Genomic DNA, 18,302 nt, shown 5'->3' on the forward strand with positions numbered 1-18,302 from the left:
GCCTCTCCCATCTCCGACAACACAGGTAGAGGGACCGTTTTTTGTATCAAACCCAGCTGCATGATGATGAGTTCTCCCGCTTCCAACGCTGGCTTCATCAAACGGCGGGGATAGAGCTGTCTCCAGCCAAGAAGGCGCTGGTGGCCAGCCGCTTGGCTAAACGCCTCTGCCACTATGAGCTGGAGAGTTATGACGACTACTTCCAGCTCATCATGAACGATCGCAGCAGCGAACTGCAGCTGGCGCTTGATCTGCTGACCACCAACGAAACCTACTTTTTCAGGGAGCCCAAACACTTCGAGTTTCTGACGCGGGAGATAGTCTCAGCGCTCCCGCCCGAGCAACCACTGCGGGTCTGGAGCGCTGCCAGCTCATCCGGCGAGGAGCCCTACAGTCTGGCCATGACCCTCGCGGAAAAACGCAGCACCTTCAACTGGGAGATCCTGGCCTCCGATATCTCGTCCCGGGTGCTGGAACAGGCGATGAGCGGTCGCTACCCCATCGAGCGGGCGCAAAATATTCCACTGCCCTTTTTGATGAAATATTGCCTCAAGGGTGTAGGCCTGCAGGAGGGCATCTTCATCATCGATCGCAAGTTGCGGGACAAGGTGCAGTTCATGCAGATCAACCTCAATCAGGATCTGCCGGACATAGGCATGTTTGACGTCATCTTCATCAGAAACGTGATGATCTACTTCAACAAGGAGACCAAAGGGCAAGTTTTGCAGCGGCTGGTACCCAGACTCAAACCCGGTGGCTACCTGCTGGTGAGCCACGCCGAGAGCCTGCATGGCCTGCACCACGGCCTGCAGCTTGTCTCTCCTTCCATCTATCAGAAGAGATAAGTCATGACTCGGGAGGTGATCCTGCAACCGGGAGAACTCTTTTTTGGCAAGGAAGATGTGGTGGTCAGAACCGTACTGGGCTCCTGTATTGCCATCACCTTGTGGCATCCGGAGCAGAAACAGGGAGGAATGTGTCACTACATGCTGCCAAGTCGGCGCAATCCCTCTGCCAAGCTGGATGGGCGCTATGCCGATGAGGCCCTCGCCTTGCTGCTGCAAGCGGCCAGTCACTATCCCGCCCCTATCCATGAATATGAGGCCAAGTTGTTCGGGGGTGGCAACATGTTTACCGAGCCTCAATACGCACAGAGCGACAACAATGTCGCCGCTAAAAATATTCAGGCAGCCTGGCAGCTGACCCGACACCTTGGCCTTGATATCAAAGCCCATCATCTTGGCCATAGCGGCCACCGAAGCTTGCTCTTTGAGCTCAGCAACGGCAGTGTCTGGCTCCGCCATCATCGTCTGCCACATCAACGGGAGTCGCGAGAATGAAGCAGATCCGGGTCATGCTGGTGGATGATTCCGCCGTGGTCAGACAGGTATTGCAAGCGGTGCTGGAGCAGGAGCCTGATATCCGGGTGATAGCCACGGCATCGGATCCCCTGTTTGCCCAGGAAAAACTGAAGAAAGAGTGGCCTGACGTCATCGTGCTCGATGTGGAGATGCCCCGTATGGATGGCATCACTTTTCTCACCAAGATCATGGCAGAGCATCCAACCCCGGTGGTGATCTGCTCCTCCCTCACCGAAAAAGGGGCCGAGACAACCCTGCAGGCAATGGCTGCCGGCGCGGTGGACATCATCACCAAACCGACCATGGGGATAAAAAGCTTTCTGCAAGAATCTGCCCACGACCTGGCGATGGCGGTACGTGCTGCGGCCCAGGCCAACCTCAAGCGCGTGGGCAAGCCCTCATCTGTGCCGGTCAGCCCCAAACTCAACGCGGATGCCATGCTGGCGCCCAACCAGCACGCCATGGCACAAACCACAGAGCGGCTCATCGCCATCGGCACCTCGACCGGCGGCACCCAGGCGCTGGAAGCCGTGCTGACAGCCTTGCCTCGGGTCAGCCCCGGCATTGTCATCGTGCAGCACATGCCAGAGAAATTTACCGCCATGTTTGCCGAGCGGTTGAACGGGGTCTGCCAGATAGAAGTGCGGGAGGCGAGGAACAATGACCGAGTGATCCCGGGGCTGGCGCTGATAGCCCCCGGAGGCAAGCATATGCTGCTCAAACGCAGCGGTGCCTACTATCACGTCGAGGTAGTCGACGGGCCGCTTATCAACCGCCATCGCCCCTCGGTGGATGTGCTGTTTCGTTCCGTCGCCAAATATGCCGGCAAGAATGCCACCGGCATCATCATGACCGGCATGGGGGATGATGGTGCCCGGGGATTGCGCGAGATGTTGGATGCGGGTGCCAACACCTATGCCCAGGATGAGGCCTCCTGCGTGGTCTTCGGCATGCCCAAAGAGGCGATCAAGCTGGGAGCCGCCCGCCATGTACTCCCCTTGCAAGAGATGCAGTACGCCATCCTCGGCAAGTAATCCCTTATCGCGCGTTTTGCCCATAAAAAAGTCCGGCCCCCCAAGGGGAGCCGGACTTTTTACATCAACCGGAACCAATCCGGTATCAGGCGAGCAGATTACTCTGCAGCAGGCGCTTCTTCAGCGGCCGGAGCGGCGTCAGCAGCAGGTGCAGCTGCTTCGGTCGGGGCGTTCGCTTCCTTGATGGAGAGACGTACACGGCCCTGACGGTCCACTTCCAGTACCTTCACCTTGACCACGTCACCGATGGTCAGGTGGTCAGCCACGTTCTGCACGCGAGCATCGGTGATCTGGGAGATGTGTACCAGACCATCTTTGCCCGGCAGGATGTTGACGAATGCACCGAAATCGGCCAGACGGACAACTTTACCTTCATAGATGCGGTTCACTTCGATCTCGGCGGTGATGGCCTCGATGCGACGGATCGCTTCCATGGCGGCTTCGTTGGCCACGGCGGAGATACGTACAGTACCGTCATCATCCAGCTCGATGTTGGTGCCGGTCTCTTCGGTCAGCGCACGGATCACGGAACCACCCTTACCGATCACGTCCTTGATCTTCTCGGGATTGATCTTGATGGTGTGGATACGCGGTGCGAAATCGGAGATCTGGGCACGGGGAGCCTGGATAGCTTCGTCCATCACTTTCAGGATGTGCAGACGAGCGCCACGAGCTTGCTTCAGCGCAATCTCCATGATCTCTTTGGTGATGCCTTCGATCTTGATGTCCATCTGCAGCGCGGTTACACCTTCGGTGGTACCGGCTACTTTGAAGTCCATGTCGCCCAGGTGATCTTCGTCACCCAGGATGTCGGACAGCACGACGAAACCTTCTTCTTCCTTCACCAGACCCATGGCGATACCGGCAACGGAGGCCTTGATCGGCACACCGGCATCCATCAGCGCCAGAGAGGAACCACAGACAGACGCCATGGAGGAGGAGCCGTTGGATTCGGTGATTTCAGAGACCACGCGCACCACGTACGGGAACTCGGCGGCGCTCGGCATCACGGCAGCAACGCCGCGCTTGGCCAGACGGCCGTGACCAATTTCACGACGCTTCGGGCTACCCATCATGCCGGTCTCACCGACACAGTATGGCGGGAAGTTGTAGTGCAGCATGAAGCGATCGGCACGGTTGCCGGTCAGCTCGTCGATGTTCTGGGCGTCACGCTCGGTACCCAGAGTGGCGACCACGATGGCCTGAGTTTCACCACGGGTGAACAGGGCAGAGCCGTGAGCACGGGGCAGAATACCGGTACCTACGCTCAGGGCGCGGATCATTTCCGGATCGCGACCATCGATACGCGGCTCACCACGTACTACGCGACCACGAACGATGCGGCTTTCCAGGCTGTGGAACTCTTCGCCGATCTTCTTGGCATCTTCTTCCACGCCGGAAGCGATAACTTGCTCAACCACACGACCCTTGATGGCCGCGATGGTTTCGTAACGAACTGCCTTCTCGGTGATGCGGTAGGCTTCACCCAGTTCGGCGCTCGCCAGCTCGGCAACCTTGGCTTTCAGCGCTTCGTTGACGGCAGGCGGAGTCCAGTCCCACGGCTTGGTGCCGACGGCAGCGGCAAACTCGTTGATCGCATTGATCACGGTCTGCATCTGCTCGTGACCGTATACCACGGCACCCAGCATTACCTCTTCGGAAAGGATGGCCGCTTCGGACTCAACCATCAGTACCGCGTTGGCAGTACCGGCAACTACCAGATCCAGGTCGCTCTGCGGCAGTTCAGTGGTGGTCGGGTTCAGCACATACTGACCGTTCATGTAACCCACGCGAGCAGCACCGATCGGGCCGCCAAACGGGATACCGGAGATGGCCAGTGCAGCAGAGGCACCGATCATCGCAACGATGTCGGGGGATACGGCCGGATTCACGGACATTACGGTCGCAACGACCTGAACCTCATTGAGGAAGCCTTCCGGGAACAGCGGACGAATAGGACGGTCGATCAGACGGGAGATGAGGGTCTCGCCTTCGCTCGGACGGCCTTCACGACGGAAGAAACCACCCGGGATACGACCAGCAGCATAGGTACGCTCCTGGTAGTTGACGGTCAGCGGGAAGAAATCACGGCCGTGATCGGCCTCTTTCTTGCCGACTACGGTCACAAATACGCAGGTATCGTCCATGCTGACCATAACGGCCGCAGTGGCTTGACGGGCCATCACACCGGTTTCCAGAGTGACGGTGTGTTGACCGTACTGGAATGACTTTACAATAGGATTCACGTGAATTTCCTTTTTACAATTTGGCTCTTTAAATTCGCGCACAAGTATACTTGATTCGATGCAAAAGGTAAGCGGTGACGCGAATTCTGTGAGGCAGGCAACGGCTTGAAGAGCAATAAAAAAGGGGAACCTGACGGTTCCCCTTTTTCGCGAAATCTGATGGTCGATTAACGACGCAGACCCAGCTTGGCGATCAGAGCAGCATAACGCTCGGAATCTTTACGCTTCAGGTAGTCCAGCAGCTTACGACGCTGGGAAACCATGCGCAGCAGACCGCGACGACCGTGGTGGTCCTTGGAGTGCTCTTTGAAGTGACCTTGCAGATGGTTGATCTGGGCAGTCAGCAGGGCAACTTGCACTTCGGGGGAACCGGTGTCGTTGGCGCAACGAGCGTTGTCAGCAACGATTTGAGCTTTGATCTCAGCATTTAGAGACATGGTAATACTCCAGTAGAGTGTTTAAAGGTTCACAGCCAATCTCTAATTCAGCCGTGAAATGAGGGCGGTATCATAATCGTCCCCGCCCCTTTTCGCAACGATAAAGAGGCGAAACAGGAAAGACGTTCTGATACCGCCTGAGGATCACTCCTCGTCGTGATAACGCACCAGTCGCTTGGGAGCGACGCGGCCATCATCATCAATCTCGCCAACCCCGATGAACTCGCGCTCCGGGCCGACCGTCATGCGAACCTGACCGCTTTGCGGCGCACCCGCTACCTGCACGGCCTGGCCCTGATTCACATAGGCAGCCACAACCGCCAGCATGTTCACCTCGGGCAAGCTTGCCACGGCGGTATCCATCGGCAACAACAGCGGATCCAGCTGCTCGCGCGGCGGGATACTCTCGGCCTTGGCCTGCTCGAAGATGCACTCGAGTTGCTCCAGAGTCAGCATCCGCTCGTACGGATAGCTGGCCACCTGGGTACGGCGCAACTGAGTCACGTGGGCACCACAGCCCAGCACTTCACCTAGATCATCCACCAGAGAGCGGATGTAGGTGCCCTTGCTGCAGTGCACTTCAAGGCGCACCTCATCACCTTCAAAGCTCAGCAGTTTGAGCTCGAATACGGTGATGGGACGGGCTTCACGCTCAATCTCGATGCCTTCGCGGGCATATTCGTAGAGCGGACGGCCGTTGTGCTTGAGCGCGGAGTACATGGAGGGCACCTGCATGATGGGGCCGCGGAACTGGTCCAGCGCCTCGATCAGGGTACCGACAGCCACGTTCACCGGACGGGTGGAGACCACCTCACCATCGGAGTCGCTGGTGTTGGTGCGCTCGCCCAGTTTGGCGGTCACCTCATAGCGTTTGTCCGCTTCCAGCAGATACTGGGAGAACTTGGTGGCCTCGCCGAGGCAGATCGGCAGCATGCCGGTCGCCAGCGGATCCAGTGCGCCGGTGTGACCGGCCTTGGCGGCGTTGTAGATGCGCTTGACCTTCTGCAACACATCGTTGGAGGTCAGGCCGGTCGGCTTGTCCAGCAGCAGAATGCCGTGCACATCACGGCCCTTGAAACGACGTCTTCGGGTCATCTCAGGCTTTATCCTCAGTCGTGTCATCCGGTGCGGATTCAGCTTCTTCGTCACGGCCGGATTCGGCCATGCGACGCTTGTCTTCACGCACAGTGTTGGTCACCAGGTTGGAGAGACGCATCCCCTCGACCAGGGTCTGGTCGTAGTAGAAACGCAGCTCGGGCACCACGCGCAGACGCATGGCACTGCCCAGCAGACTACGGATATATCCGGCTGCTTCGGTCAAACCCTGCAAGCCTTCCTTGATGCGCTCGGCATCATTTTCCAGCTGCAAGAAGGTGACGTAAATCTTGGCATAGTTGAGGTCACGGGACACTTCCACATCGGAAACAGTCACCATGCCGATGCGCGGGTCTTTCACCTCGCGCTGCAGGATCAGCGCGATTTCACGCTGGATCTGCTGTCCGACCCGACGGGTCCGGCTGAATTCTCTGGCCATATTCTATCCTGCGATAAAAGGGGGCCGCGGCCCCCTATTTTGTCTAACTCTCGGCTTACAGAGTCCGTTGGATTTCAACAGTCTCGTAAACTTCGATCTGGTCGCCTTCGCGCACGTCGTTGTAGTTCTTGACCGCGATACCACACTCGTAGCCGTTGCGAACTTCGTTGACGTCATCCTTGAAGCGGCGCAGGGATTCCAGCTCGCCTTCATAGATAACCACGTTGTCACGCAGAACACGGATACGGTTGGAACGCTTGACCACACCTTCGGTAACCATACAGCCGGCAACGGCGCCGAACTTCGGAGACTTGAAGACGCTACGCACTTCAGCCAGACCGATGATCTCCTGACGATACTCAGGGGCCAGCTTGCCGCTCATGGCCTGCTTCACTTCGTCGATCAGGTCATAAATGACGGAGTAGTAACGCAGATCCAGGCTCTCGGATTCGATGACCTTGCGCGCAGATGCGTCGGCACGGACGTTGAAACCAACCAAGATGGCGCTGGAAGCTGCAGCCAGGGTCGCGTCGGTTTCGGTGATACCACCTACGCCGGAACCCACGATCTTCACCTTCACTTCGTCGGTGGAGAGTTTGACCAGCGCATCGCAGATCGCTTCCACAGAACCTTGTACGTCGGCCTTGATCACCACGTTCACTTCGGACACTTCGCCCTCGGTCATGTTGGCGAACATGTTTTCCAGCTTGGCCTTCTGCTGGCGAGCCAGCTTGACTTCGCGGAACTTGCCCTGACGATAGAGCGCCACTTCACGGGCTTTCTTCTCGTCACGGACAACGGTGGCTTCGTCACCGGCAGAGGGAACGCCGGACAGACCCAGGATTTCCACCGGCAGGGACGGACCCGCTTCCTTGATCTCGCGACCCAGTTCGTCACGCATGGCGCGAACACGGCCGTACTCGAGACCACACAGAACGATGTCGCCCTGACGCAGAGTACCTTCTTGTACCAGTACGGTAGCAACCGGACCACGACCTTTATCCAGGAAGGATTCGATCACGACGCCGTTGGCCATGCCATCAACCACCGCTTTCAGCTCCAGTACTTCGGCCTGGATCAGGATGGCTTCCAGCAGGTCGTCGATGCCTTCGCCAGACTTGGCGGATACGTGCACGAACTGGCAGTCTCCACCCCAATCTTCGGACATGACGTTGTAACGGGCCAGTTCGGTCTTGACGCGATCCGGATCCGCTTCCGGCTTGTCGATCTTGTTGACCGCAACAACCAGCGGTACACCGGCAGCCTTGGCGTGCTGGATAGCTTCGATGGTTTGCGGCATCACGCCGTCGTCAGCTGCAACAACCAGAACAACGATATCGGTCGCCTTGGCACCACGAGCACGCATGGAGGTAAACGCCGCGTGACCCGGAGTATCCAGGAAGGTGATCATGCCACTGTCAGTCTGGACGTGGTAAGCACCGATATGCTGGGTAATACCACCGGCTTCGCCAGCAGCAACCTTGGCTTTACGAATGTAGTCGAGCAGCGAGGTCTTACCATGGTCAACGTGACCCATGATGGTAACGACCGGTGCGCGCGGCTTGGCTTCGGAGGTCTCGTCACGATCGGACAGTACCGCCTCTTCCAGCTCGTTCTCACGACGCAGCACAACCTTGTGACCCATCTCCTCGGCGACCAGCTGAGCGGTCTCCTGGTCGATCACCTGGTTGATGGTGGCCATGGCACCCATCTTCATCATCACCTTGATGACTTCAACGCCCTTGACGGCCATCTTGTTGGCCAGCTCGGCCACAGTGATGGTCTCGCCGATGACGACATCGCGGTTCACCACGGCAGCCGGCTTGTTGAAGCCGTGCTTCATGGCGTTCGGCATGGCAACCTTGCCGCGCTTGCCTTTACGGGCACGCGGGTTGCGAGAGTCGCGATCATCTTCACGACGACCGGCTTTCTTCGGTGCCTTGGCAGCTGCGGCAGTGCGGCGGCTGGTCTCTTCTTTCCGATCCAACTCGTCTTCTGCGGCTTGCGCATGCTTGTTGGTGGTCAGATGGTAGTCGCTGCTCTCTTTGGCGCGAGCGGCCTCTTCTTCAGCCCAGCGGGCTGCGTTCTGTTCCGCCATGAGACGAGCCTCTTCGGCTTTCTTCGCGGCGAGTTCTTCAGCTTTTTTCAAAGCTGTTTGTTCCTGTTGGCGCTTCAGTTCTTCTGCTTCGCGCTTGGCCATCTTTTCTGCCTCTTGCTGAGCTGTGCTACTGGCTGCTTTGGCGGGCTGTGAAGCCTGTCGAGCCTTTGATTGTGCCTCGATCCGCGCCTTTTCCTCAGCTTCACGACGAGCTTGCTCAGCCTCACGGCGAGCCTTCTCTTCAGCTTCGAGACGGGCCTTCTCTTCGGCCTCGCGACGAGCTTTTTCTTCTGCTTCCAAACGCGCTGTTTCCTCGGCTTCCGCCTGACGCTGTTCATCTTCCAGCGCCGAGCGTCTTACATAGGTGCGAGACTTGCGCACTTCTACCTGCACTTCCTTGTTCTTGCCGCCAGTACCCTGAACACTGATGGTGCTCTTGGTCTTGCGCTGCAAGGTCATGCGGGCAGGAGCGGCGACCTCGTCACCTCCATGCTGTTTCTTCAGGTGTGCCAGCAGAGCCTGTTTCTCAGACTCGCTGACCATGTCGTCGGCCTTGCTCTTGCTGATACCGGCATCGACAAACTGCTGGAGAAGACGATCAACCGGTGTGTCGATGTCAGTGGCAAGTTGTTTGACTGATACTTCTGCCATTCATTTTCCTCCGTTTGATCTTACTCGGACTGCTCTTCTCCGAACCAACAGATATTGCGAGCAGCCATAATGAGCTCACCTGCCTTCTCGGCAGTCAGCCCTTCAATATCAGCAAGGTCATCGATACCTTGCTCAGCCAAATCTTCCAGGGTGCCCACGCCACGGCCCGCCAGAGCGTAAGCCAGTTCGCGGCTCAGACCGTTCAGATTGAGCAGCTCTTCGGACGGCTCAACGCCATCGAAAGACTCTTCTTTGGCCAGTGCCTTGGTAGTCAGGGCATCTTTGGCGCGCTTGCGCAGCTCTTCGACCATGTCTTCATCCAGACCGTCGATAGCCAGCAGCTCGTTAACCGGTACAAAGGCGATCTCTTCCAGGGTAGAGAAGCCCTCTTCCATCAGCAGACCGGCGAAATCGTCATCGATATCCAGAGTGCTGGTGAACAGGTTCATGATGCGGTCGTTTTCGGCCTGGTGCTTGGCACGCATGTCCTCAACGGTCATCACGTTCAGCTCCCAACCGGTCAGCTGGGAGGCCAGACGCACGTTCTGACCATTGCGACCGATGGCCTGAGCCAGGTTGGCAGCTTCCACGGCGATATCCATGGTGTGGTTGTCTTCATCAACGATGATGGAGGCCACATCGGCAGGTGCCATGGCATTGATCACGTACTGGGCCGGGTTGTCATCGTACAGCACGATATCGGCGCGCTCACCGCTCAGCTCGGCGGAGACAGCTTGCACACGAGCACCACGCATACCGATACAGGCACCGATCGGGTCGATACGACGATCGTTGGTCTTCACCGCGATCTTGGCGCGGGAACCCGGATCACGGGCAGCACCCATGATTTCGATCATCTCTTCACCGATCTCCGGTACTTCGATACGGAACAGCTCTTTCAGGAAGTCCGGGCTGGAACGGCTGACAAACAGCTGGGAACCACGGGCTTCCGGACGCACTGCGTAGAGCAGGCCACGGACACGGTCGCCCGGGCGGAAGGTTTCACGCGGCAGCATGTCATCACGGAAGATCACGGCTTCAGCATTGCTGCCCAGATCCAGTATGACGTTGTCGCGGTTACTCTTCTTGACCACACCACTGATGATGGTGCCTTCTTTATCTTTAAACTGATCAACTACTTGTGAACGCTCGGCTTCGCGCACTTTCTGCACGATAACCTGCTTGGCGGTCTGGGTAGTGATACGGTCGAAGGTCACAGAGTCGATCTGGTCTTCAACATACTCACCGATCTGGATTTCCGGCTGATCAATTTGTGCCGCTTCCAGGGTGATTTCAGCATAGGGGTTCTCCATCGCGGCTTGATCCGCAATGACTACCCAGCGGCGATAAGTGTCGTAGTCACCGGTCTTGCGATCGATTTCGACCCGAACTTCAATCTCGCCTTCATATTTCTTCTTGGTCGCAGTCGCCAGCGCGGTTTCCAGAGCCTGGAAGATCTTCTCGCGGGGTACCGCTTTCTCGTTGGATACTGCGTCAACGACCAGCAAAATCTCTTTATTCATATCCGATAGCCTCGTTAACCAAAGTTCGGCACTATGTTCGCTTTTTGGATATTGGTGAAAGCCAACACGTCGTCCTTACCATCTACTGTCAGGGTGATCATGTCGCCTTGCACAGCTTTGATTACGCCTTTGAACTTGCGGCGGTTGTTTGTTGCCATCCGAAGCGTTACCGCCGCCTCTTGGCCAACGTATTTTTCGAAATGGGCAACCTTGAACAGGGGACGATCCAGGCCAGGGGAGGATACCTCGAGGTAATACTCCTCGGTGATGGGATCTTCGACGTCCATGATGGCGCCAACCTGATGGCTGACCTCAGCACAGTTCTCGACAGTCACCCCCTGCTCGCCGTCAATATAGACACGCAAGGTGGAGTGTTTACCCGCACGGATAAACTCAATACCCCAAAGTTCAAAACCCAAGGCAACGACCGGAGCCTCGAGCAGATCGGTCAAACGTTGTTCCAACGTAGCCAAAGTCACCCTCCGAAAAACAAAAAAAGGGCATAAAGCCCAGATAGATATCGATTCAGAGTAAATTGCACATAACAAAAAGCCCCGATGTCAAATCGGGGCTTGGCGCTTTACCCTGATTGTCGCCTCGCAGCGACCGCCTTCCTGAGCGTAGGAAATGCGTGAAATTTGGTTGCGGGGGCCGGATTTGAACCGACGACCTTCGGGTTATGAGCCCGACGAGCTACCATGCTGCTCCACCCCGCGTCCGAAATCGTGCGAGATTATAGCCACTTCACTCTCTCGATACAAGACTGACTGGCTATAATACACTCGGTTTCCCGAGCTCACTGCTTAATTGGTGCCGTGGGCGGGACTCGAACCCGCACACCCTAGAGCACTACCCCCTCAAGATAGCGTGTCTACCAATTCCACCACCACGGCAAAACTCTTACTCGGGAACGTCAGTATCTTTCTTCACTGGCGCTTTGGTCTGCTCAACCTGTTGGGTTTGTTGCAGATTTTCCCATTCACTACCCTGCTTTACCTTGTTGCTGGACATAGAGCCGAGCACCAGGCTGATAACGAAAAACAGAGTAGCCAAAATTGCTGTTGTTCGGGTCAGGAAACTGCCTGAGCCACCGGAGCCGAATACTGTGTTCGATGCCCCTGCGCCGAATGAGGCGCCCATATCAGCCCCTTTACCTTGCTGAATCATCACCAGACCAATCAGAGCCAGTGAAACCAGCAGATAAACGACTAAAAGAATCTCGTACATTTAACTTGCACCCTTTGCCGCTTCAACAATTCCTAAAAACGCATCGCTATCGAGGCTTGCTCCGCCAATCAGTCCGCCATCAATGTCGGGCTGTGCAAACAAATCTCTCGCGTTGCTCGGCGTTACGCTCCCACCATAGATGATTCTAACTTTCTCACCTATTACCGGAGTATCCTCCGCCAAGCGACCACGTATAAAGGAATGAACCTCTTGTGCCTGCTCGGGTGTGGCGCATTTACCTGTACCTACAGCCCAAATCGGCTCGTAGGCGATGATAGCATTATCGAAAGCCATCGCGCCATTTTTCTCTATGACGATATCCAGCTCTTCAGCGATCACCTCGAAGGCTCTTCTCGCCTGCCTAGCCGCACCTGATTCACCTAAACAGAGGATGGGAATCAAGCCTGCCGCTCTGGCTGCCGCAAACTTCTCTGCGACGATAAAACTGGTCTCACCAAAGAGACGCCTGCGCTCGGAGTGCCCTACCAATACGTAACGACACCCTGCCTCGACCAGCATCTGACACGAGATTTCTCCAGTGTAAGCGCCAGTAGCGTGCTGACTCACATTCTGAGCCCCCAACTTTATTACTTTCTGCTCATTGAGCAGTGAAGCGCTAAAGTCGAGATGCACATGGGAAGGACAGAGAACCACATCTACTTTTCCGTCAACGCCGTTTAGACACTGACTTGTAAACTGCTCTAACTGCGACCTACTACCGTGCAACTTCCAGTTTGCTGCTACAAACGGCTTGCGATGTCCCATCGGCAACTCCCTTGCGAAAGCGGGGCTGATAATATCCAGAGGATGCTCAGCTGACAAGTGCTATTTTTAAATTTTTGAATCGTTTGAACAAGATACAACCAGGGCGGCTAAAAAGCCGCCCTGGTTGTTCATTAAAACGCCGATTCGACCTGCTTGGCTATGCGCTGAGCCATGTCACGCACCTGCTGTTCATGCTCCCCTTCGACCATGACCCGGATCAGCGGTTCGGTACCTGATTTACGCAACAGTACGCGACCACGACCAGCCAGCTCCTGTTCCACCTTGGCAACCTCAGCCATGACCGCATCAGCGGCCAGCGGATCCTTGCCTTCGGCAAAACGAACATTCACCAGCACCTGCGGGAACTTGCTCATGCCGGAGCGCAGCTTGGCCAGCGGCATCTCGGCGCTGCGCATGGCGGTAAGCACCTGCAAGGCGGCTACGATGCCATCACCCGTAGTGGTCTGATCCAGGCAGATTATGTGGCCGGAGTTCTCGCCACCGATACGCCAGCCCTTCTCTTCCATCATCTCCAGCACATAGCGGTCACCCACCTTGGCACGGGCAAACGGAATGCCCAGGGTTTGCAGCGCCAGCTCCAGACCCATGTTGGCCATCAGGGTGCCGACGACACCGCCTTTGAGGCGACCATTGCGCAGAGCATCGCGCGCGATGATATAGAGCACTTCATCACCGTCGATGAGATAGCCGGTATGGTCGACCATGATCAGACGGTCACCATCACCATCAAAGGCAACCCCCAGATCGGCCTTGCACTCCAGTACCTTGGCAACCAGAGCGTCAGGCGCAGTCGAACCGACACCATCGTTGATATTGAGACCATCCGGGGCACAGCCCATGGTGATCACTTCAGCGCCCAGCTCGCGGAAAACCGACGGCGCAATGTGGTAAGTGGCGCCGTGGCCACAGTCGACCACCATTTTCACCCCATCCAGATTCATGTGGGAGGGGAAGGTGCTCTTGCAAAATTCGATATAGCGACCGGCAGCATCATCAATGCGCACCGCTTTGCCAAGTTCGGCCGACTCGACACACTTGAGCTCGTGATCCAGCTCGGCTTCGATAGCCAGCTCGACATCATCGGGCAGCTTGGTGCCGTCGGCGGAGAAGAACTTGATGCCGTTGTCGTAGAAGGGATTGTGGGAAGCGCTGATGACGATACCAGCTTCGGCACGGAAAGTGCGAGTCAGGTAGGCAACCGCCGGCGTGGGCATGGGCCCCATCAGAATGGCTTTAAGGCCTGCAGCAGAGAGCCCCGCTTCCAGCGCGGATTCCAGCATGTAACCGGAAATGCGGGTATCTTTGCCAATCAGCACCTTTTTGGTGCCCTTCTTGGAGAGCACCTTGCCGGCAGCCCAACCCAATTTCATTACAAAATCAGGTGTGATCGGGTATTCGCCAACCTTGCCGCGCACACCATCGGTACCGAAATACTTTCTTGCCATTGTCTGTTCTCTTTATTATCTGGAAATAAAATCTTGTCCCGTCATTGCCAGCCAACCGACGCGCAATGCGTCCATGGTCACCCGTACATCGTGTACCCTGATGATGCGGGCCCCATGCTGCATGCCGATAAGGGCGCATGCCAGGCTGCCCGCCAGACGCTCATCCACCGGACGGCCCAGCAGGTTGCCTATCATAGACTTTCGCGACATCCCCACCAATAGCGGCAAGCCATAATCAAGCAGTTCCTTTTGAGCCGCCAACAGCTGATAGTTGTGTGCAAGGGTTTTGCCAAAGCCATATCCCGGATCCAGCAACAGATATTCGCGCGGGATCCCGGCTGCCAGGCAAGCGGCAATGCGCTGCTCAAAAAAGGCGCGCACCTCTCCGATCAGATCGTCATAGTGGGGCTCGACCTGCATGGTTCGCGGCTGTCCCTGCATATGCATCAGACAGACAGGGACAGCGGCCTCGGCCGCGGCCTGCAGTGCTCCAGGTTCTTGCAGCGCCCGCACATCGTTGATCAGATGGGCTCCCGCCTTGCAACCCTCCCGCATCACAGCCGCTTTGGAGGTATCTAGGGAGATCATCACATCCAGCTCACGGGCTATCTGCTCCACGACAGGAATGACCCTGTCCAGCTCCTCCTGCTCACTCACATCGGGCGCACCAGGGCGGGTTGACTCGCCACCGATGTCGATGAGGGTCGCACCGTCAGAGACCATCTGGCGCGCATGGCCCATTGCCCGTTCAAATTGGTTGAAATTACCGCCATCGGAGAAGGAGTCGGGCGTCACATTGAGGATCCCCATCACATGGGGACGATCGAGGGAGAGGCTGAGCCCCTTGCTGGTTAACTGCATTTTCACGTCCATCTGATAAAGAAAAACCCCGGGCAAGCCCGGGGTTTGGAGAGTCACAATTATTTGGCCGGAGCATCGTTGGCTTTGTCGATAGTGACATCCGCCACCGGTGCAGCCTCATCGGCAGGCTTGGCCTCGGCAGCCACGGTGGAACCGCCTTGCGGGGTATCACCGTGCTCGTCATGCCAGTTGCTCGGAGCACGTACCTCGCGACGCGCCATCAGATCATCGATCTGTTTGGCGTCGATGGTTTCGTACTTCATCAGCGCATCTTTCATGCTGTGCAACACGTCCATATTATCCAGCAGGATCTGCTTGGAACGGGCGTAGTTACGATCAATGACCTGCTTGACCTCTGCATCGATCACGCGAGCGGTATCGTCGGACATATGCTTGGCCTTGGCCATGCTGCGACCGAGGAACACCTCGCCATCTTCTTCCGCGTAGAGCATCGGGCCGAGACGCTCGGACATACCCCACTGGGTCACCATCTTGCGTGCAATCTCGGTGGCACGCTCGATATCGTTGGATGCACCAGTCGATACCTTCTCGGCACCGTAGATCAGCTCTTCTGCCAGACGACCGCCATACAGACTGGAGATCATCGACTCCAGATGCTGCTTGGAGTGGCTCCAGCGATCCTGCTCCGGCAGATACATGGTCACACCCAGCGCACGACCGCGCGGAATGATGGAGACCTTGTAAACCGGGTCATGATCCGGAACCAGACGACCAATGATGGCGTGACCGGCTTCATGATATGCAGTCATCTCTTTCTCGGACTCTTTCATCACCATGGAGCGGCGTTCCGCACCCATCATGATCTTGTCCTTGGCCTTCTCGAACTCGGCCATGGAGACCACTCGGCGGCTCTCACGAGCAGAGAAAAGGGCTGCCTCGTTGACCAGGTTGGCCAAATCCGCCCCGGAGAAACCGGGGGTGCCACGGGCAATCAGCGCCGGATTGACGTCATCCGCCAACGGAACTTTGCGCATGTGCACTTTCAGAATTTGCTCGCGACCACGGACATCCGGCAGACCGACCACAACCTGACGGTCGAAACGGCCCGGACGCAGCAGTGCCGGATCCAGTACGTCAGGACGGTTGGTGGCAGCAATGACGATGATGCCTTCATTGCCTTCAAAGCCATCCATCTCGACCAGCATCTGGTTAAGAGTCTGCTCACGTTCATCATGACCACCACCCAGACCGGCGCCACGCTGACGACCGACCGCATCAATTTCATCGATGAAGATGATGCAAGGGGAAGATTTCTTGGCCTGTTCGAACATGTCACGCACCCGGGAGGCACCGACACCGACGAACATCTCCACGAAATCGGAACCAGAGATGGTGAAGAACGGCACCTTGGCCTCGCCCGCAATGGCCTTGGCCAGCAAGGTCTTACCGGTACCGGGAGGACCAACCAGCAGCACACCGGTCGGGATCTTGCCACCCAGTTTCTGGAATTTGCTCGGGTCGCGCAGATAGTCGACCAGCTCCTTCACCTCTTCCTTGGCTTCATCGCAACCTGCAACGTCAGCAAAGGTGGTCTTGATCTGATCTTCGCTCATCAGGCGAGCCTTGCTCTTGCCGAACGACATAGCACCTTTGCCACCGCCGCCCTGCATCTGACGCATGAAGAAGACCCAGACACCGATCAGAAGCAGCATCGGGAACCAGGAGATGAAGATAGAGGTCAACAGAGACGGCTCTTCCGGCTTCTCACCCATCACTTTGACATTGTGATTGAGCATGTCGTTGAGCAGCTGGGGATCCGGCGCCGGGATGATGGTGGTGAATCGTTCACCAGTACGCTTGACGCCATTAATGACCTTACCGTCCATCCGCACTTCACGGATCTGCTCTTGGGTCACCTCTTTAACGAAGCTGGAATAGTCCAGCTGGCGACTAGTGGTATCGCTGGGGCTGAAGCTATTGAACACCGACATCAAAACGACGGCGATGACCAGCCACAGGATTAAGTTTTTCGCCATGTCACTCAAATCAGTAACCTCGCAGACTGACAGTTAACGATGAAGGTTAGGGTACTACAGTTTAAAACCGGTAGCCACAATGTAGACTTCCCGTGATCTGGCGCGGGATGAGTCTGGTTTACGAATTTTGACAGCGGAGAAAAGTTTACGAATTTCATTGAGATAGGCATCAAAGCCCTCTCCCTGAAACACCTTCACCACGAAACTGCCGTCACTACGCAATACCTGATTGCACATGTCCAGCGCCAGCTCGACCAGATACATGGCGCGAGCCTGATCCACCTGCTGGGTACCGCTCATGTTGGGCGCCATATCAGACATCACGACATCGACCTTGTCGGGGCCCACTCGTTCCAGCAAGGCGCCGAGTACAGTTTCCTCCCGAAAGTCCCCTTGCAGGAAATCGACACCGGCAATGGGATCCATCGGCAAAATGTCACATGCGATGACGCGACCCGAATCACCAACCTGTTCAACCGCGAACTGGGACCAACCACCGGGGGCTGCTCCCAAATCCACTACGGTCATGCCATGTTTCAGCAAGCGATCCTTGCCCTGGATCTCGTCAATCTTGAAAACAGCACGAGAACGCAGGCCCATTTTCTGGGCTTTTTTGACGTATTGATCGTCAAAATGTTCTTTTAACCAGCGAGTTGAACTGGGGGAACGTTTTTTCTGGGTCATGATAATCGACTTTAAAAAACCACAAGGGTTATTAGTATTAAGGGCTAAGTGGGGGTAGAATACGCCCCTTTCAACCCTGACTTATGAAGAAATTGCGATGATTCTCAACAATAAACAGAAACAGTACCTCAAGGGCCTTGCCCATAGCCTCAAGCCTGTCGTCCTGCTGGGTCAGCATGGTCTGACCGAAGGTGTACTGGCCGAGATCGATCTGGCACTGAACCATCACGAGCTGATCAAGGTTAAGGTTGCCTCTGAAGATCGCGAAATGAAACAACTGGTTATGGATGCTATCGTCCGTGAAACCGGTTCAATCAAGGTGCAAAGCATGGGTCATGTGCTGACCATTTATCGTCAAGCCAACGAACCCAAAATCCAGCTGCCCCGCAAGTAAAAGGAAAGAGCATCGCTCTTTCCT

The 18,302-nt window shown here is 56.5% G+C and carries 17 protein-coding genes and 2 tRNA genes; 4 read left to right on the plus strand and 15 right to left on the minus strand.

All coding sequences use genetic code 11. The features are described from left to right. Window positions 1–41 precede the first annotated feature (41 nt). The 3 genes from ACTG27_RS11910 to ACTG27_RS11920 are packed head-to-tail and all read left to right on the plus strand — an operon-like array spanning window position 42 to window position 2,395. Entirely contained in the window at window positions 42–845 is an 804-nt protein-coding gene (locus tag ACTG27_RS11910; protein WP_042054189.1) for a CheR family methyltransferase, read from the plus strand. A 3-nt stretch (window positions 846–848) separates the two neighbouring features. Beyond that, window positions 849–1,340 (plus strand): chemoreceptor glutamine deamidase CheD, encoded by a 492-nt coding sequence (gene cheD / locus ACTG27_RS11915; protein ID WP_005338793.1) that lies wholly within the window; start codon window positions 849–851, stop codon window positions 1,338–1,340. Continuing rightward, window positions 1,337–2,395: a protein-glutamate methylesterase/protein-glutamine glutaminase gene (locus ACTG27_RS11920; protein ID WP_184234418.1), complete on the plus strand. Its 1,059-nt coding sequence runs from the start codon at window positions 1,337–1,339 to the stop codon at window positions 2,393–2,395. Before cheD ends, ACTG27_RS11920 begins: the two co-directional genes overlap by 4 nt. 98 nt (window positions 2,396–2,493) lie before the next feature. On the opposite strand, the gene pnp is transcribed toward ACTG27_RS11920, so the two are convergent. The 15 genes from pnp to rlmE form a co-directional block, all read right to left on the minus strand. After that, window positions 2,494–4,641, minus strand: a complete 2,148-nt coding sequence (gene pnp, locus ACTG27_RS11925; RefSeq protein WP_005338796.1) for a polyribonucleotide nucleotidyltransferase — start codon at window positions 4,639–4,641, stop codon at window positions 2,494–2,496. A 167-nt stretch (window positions 4,642–4,808) separates the two neighbouring features. Continuing rightward, window positions 4,809–5,078 (minus strand): 30S ribosomal protein S15, encoded by a 270-nt coding sequence (gene rpsO / locus ACTG27_RS11930; protein WP_005338797.1) that lies wholly within the window; start codon window positions 5,076–5,078, stop codon window positions 4,809–4,811. Window positions 5,079–5,222: 144 nt separating this feature from the next. Next, window positions 5,223–6,173 carry a tRNA pseudouridine(55) synthase TruB gene (gene truB, locus ACTG27_RS11935; RefSeq protein WP_005338798.1) on the minus strand — a complete coding sequence of 317 codons (951 nt, stop codon included), beginning with the start codon at window positions 6,171–6,173 and terminating at the stop codon, window positions 5,223–5,225. A 1-nt stretch (window position 6,174) separates the two neighbouring features. Next, on the minus strand, window positions 6,175–6,612 hold the full coding sequence (gene rbfA, locus ACTG27_RS11940) for a 30S ribosome-binding factor RbfA (protein ID WP_005338799.1): 438 nt from the start codon (window positions 6,610–6,612) through the stop codon (window positions 6,175–6,177). Between the two features lie 55 nt (window positions 6,613–6,667). Next, window positions 6,668–9,361 carry a translation initiation factor IF-2 gene (gene infB, locus ACTG27_RS11945; RefSeq protein WP_005338806.1) on the minus strand — a complete coding sequence of 898 codons (2,694 nt, stop codon included), beginning with the start codon at window positions 9,359–9,361 and terminating at the stop codon, window positions 6,668–6,670. A 20-nt stretch (window positions 9,362–9,381) separates the two neighbouring features. Continuing rightward, window positions 9,382–10,884 carry a transcription termination factor NusA gene (gene nusA, locus ACTG27_RS11950; protein WP_005338808.1) on the minus strand — a complete coding sequence of 501 codons (1,503 nt, stop codon included), beginning with the start codon at window positions 10,882–10,884 and terminating at the stop codon, window positions 9,382–9,384. A gap of 14 nt (window positions 10,885–10,898) precedes the next feature. Beyond that, a complete protein-coding gene (rimP, locus tag ACTG27_RS11955) occupies window positions 10,899–11,357 on the minus strand; it encodes a ribosome maturation factor RimP (protein ID WP_005338809.1) in 459 nt (152 codons plus the stop codon). A gap of 166 nt (window positions 11,358–11,523) precedes the next feature. Continuing rightward, a tRNA-Met gene (locus ACTG27_RS11960) sits at window positions 11,524–11,600 on the minus strand. 92 nt (window positions 11,601–11,692) lie between these two features. Then, a tRNA-Leu gene (locus ACTG27_RS11965) sits at window positions 11,693–11,777 on the minus strand. A 7-nt stretch (window positions 11,778–11,784) separates the two neighbouring features. Then, window positions 11,785–12,111, minus strand: coding sequence for a preprotein translocase subunit SecG (secG, locus tag ACTG27_RS11970; protein ID WP_005338811.1), 327 nt, complete (start codon window positions 12,109–12,111; stop codon window positions 11,785–11,787). Next, window positions 12,112–12,876, minus strand: coding sequence for a triose-phosphate isomerase (gene tpiA / locus ACTG27_RS11975; RefSeq protein WP_043822828.1), 765 nt, complete (start codon window positions 12,874–12,876; stop codon window positions 12,112–12,114). 131 nt (window positions 12,877–13,007) lie between these two features. Continuing rightward, window positions 13,008–14,342 carry a phosphoglucosamine mutase gene (glmM, locus tag ACTG27_RS11980; RefSeq protein ID WP_005338823.1) on the minus strand — a complete coding sequence of 445 codons (1,335 nt, stop codon included), beginning with the start codon at window positions 14,340–14,342 and terminating at the stop codon, window positions 13,008–13,010. Window positions 14,343–14,357: 15 nt separating this feature from the next. Next, a complete protein-coding gene (gene folP / locus ACTG27_RS11985) occupies window positions 14,358–15,203 on the minus strand; it encodes a dihydropteroate synthase (protein WP_439979724.1) in 846 nt (281 codons plus the stop codon). Window positions 15,204–15,262: 59 nt separating this feature from the next. Then, window positions 15,263–17,209, minus strand: coding sequence for an ATP-dependent zinc metalloprotease FtsH (gene ftsH, locus ACTG27_RS11990; RefSeq protein ID WP_042060094.1), 1,947 nt, complete (start codon window positions 17,207–17,209; stop codon window positions 15,263–15,265). A 45-nt stretch (window positions 17,210–17,254) separates the two neighbouring features. After that, the gene (gene rlmE, locus ACTG27_RS11995) at window positions 17,255–17,884 is read right to left on the minus strand and encodes a 23S rRNA (uridine(2552)-2'-O)-methyltransferase RlmE (protein ID WP_005338828.1); all 630 of its coding nucleotides are present in this window, start codon (window positions 17,882–17,884) and stop codon (window positions 17,255–17,257) included. Window positions 17,885–17,981: 97 nt separating this feature from the next. On the opposite strand from rlmE, the gene yhbY reads away from it, so the two are divergent. Beyond that, window positions 17,982–18,278, plus strand: a complete 297-nt coding sequence (gene yhbY, locus ACTG27_RS12000; protein ID WP_005338829.1) for a ribosome assembly RNA-binding protein YhbY — start codon at window positions 17,982–17,984, stop codon at window positions 18,276–18,278. Window positions 18,279–18,302 lie beyond the last annotated feature (24 nt).

The organism is Aeromonas sp. 97A, assembly GCF_051919185.1.
In the GTDB taxonomy this organism is placed as follows: domain Bacteria; phylum Pseudomonadota; class Gammaproteobacteria; order Enterobacterales; family Aeromonadaceae; genus Aeromonas; species Aeromonas veronii.

Coding starts and splice junctions, on each gene's coding strand:
- cheD (WP_005338793.1), top strand. CDS start 849: ATGACTCGGGAGGTGATCCTGCAACCGGGAGAACTCTTTTTTGGCAAG.
- ACTG27_RS11920 (WP_184234418.1), top strand. CDS start 1,337: ATGAAGCAGATCCGGGTCATGCTGGTGGATGATTCCGCCGTGGTCAGA.
- rpsO (WP_005338797.1), bottom strand. CDS start 5,078: ATGTCTCTAAATGCTGAGATCAAAGCTCAAATCGTTGCTGACAACGCT.
- truB (WP_005338798.1), bottom strand. CDS start 6,173: ATGACCCGAAGACGTCGTTTCAAGGGCCGTGATGTGCACGGCATTCTG.
- rbfA (WP_005338799.1), bottom strand. CDS start 6,612: ATGGCCAGAGAATTCAGCCGGACCCGTCGGGTCGGACAGCAGATCCAG.
- infB (WP_005338806.1), bottom strand. CDS start 9,361: ATGGCAGAAGTATCAGTCAAACAACTTGCCACTGACATCGACACACCG.
- nusA (WP_005338808.1), bottom strand. CDS start 10,884: ATGAATAAAGAGATTTTGCTGGTCGTTGACGCAGTATCCAACGAGAAA.
- secG (WP_005338811.1), bottom strand. CDS start 12,111: ATGTACGAGATTCTTTTAGTCGTTTATCTGCTGGTTTCACTGGCTCTG.
- tpiA (WP_043822828.1), bottom strand. CDS start 12,876: ATGGGACATCGCAAGCCGTTTGTAGCAGCAAACTGGAAGTTGCACGGT.
- glmM (WP_005338823.1), bottom strand. CDS start 14,342: ATGGCAAGAAAGTATTTCGGTACCGATGGTGTGCGCGGCAAGGTTGGC.
- folP (WP_439979724.1), bottom strand. CDS start 15,203: ATGCAGTTAACCAGCAAGGGGCTCAGCCTCTCCCTCGATCGTCCCCAT.
- rlmE (WP_005338828.1), bottom strand. CDS start 17,884: ATGACCCAGAAAAAACGTTCCCCCAGTTCAACTCGCTGGTTAAAAGAA.
- yhbY (WP_005338829.1), top strand. CDS start 17,982: ATGATTCTCAACAATAAACAGAAACAGTACCTCAAGGGCCTTGCCCAT.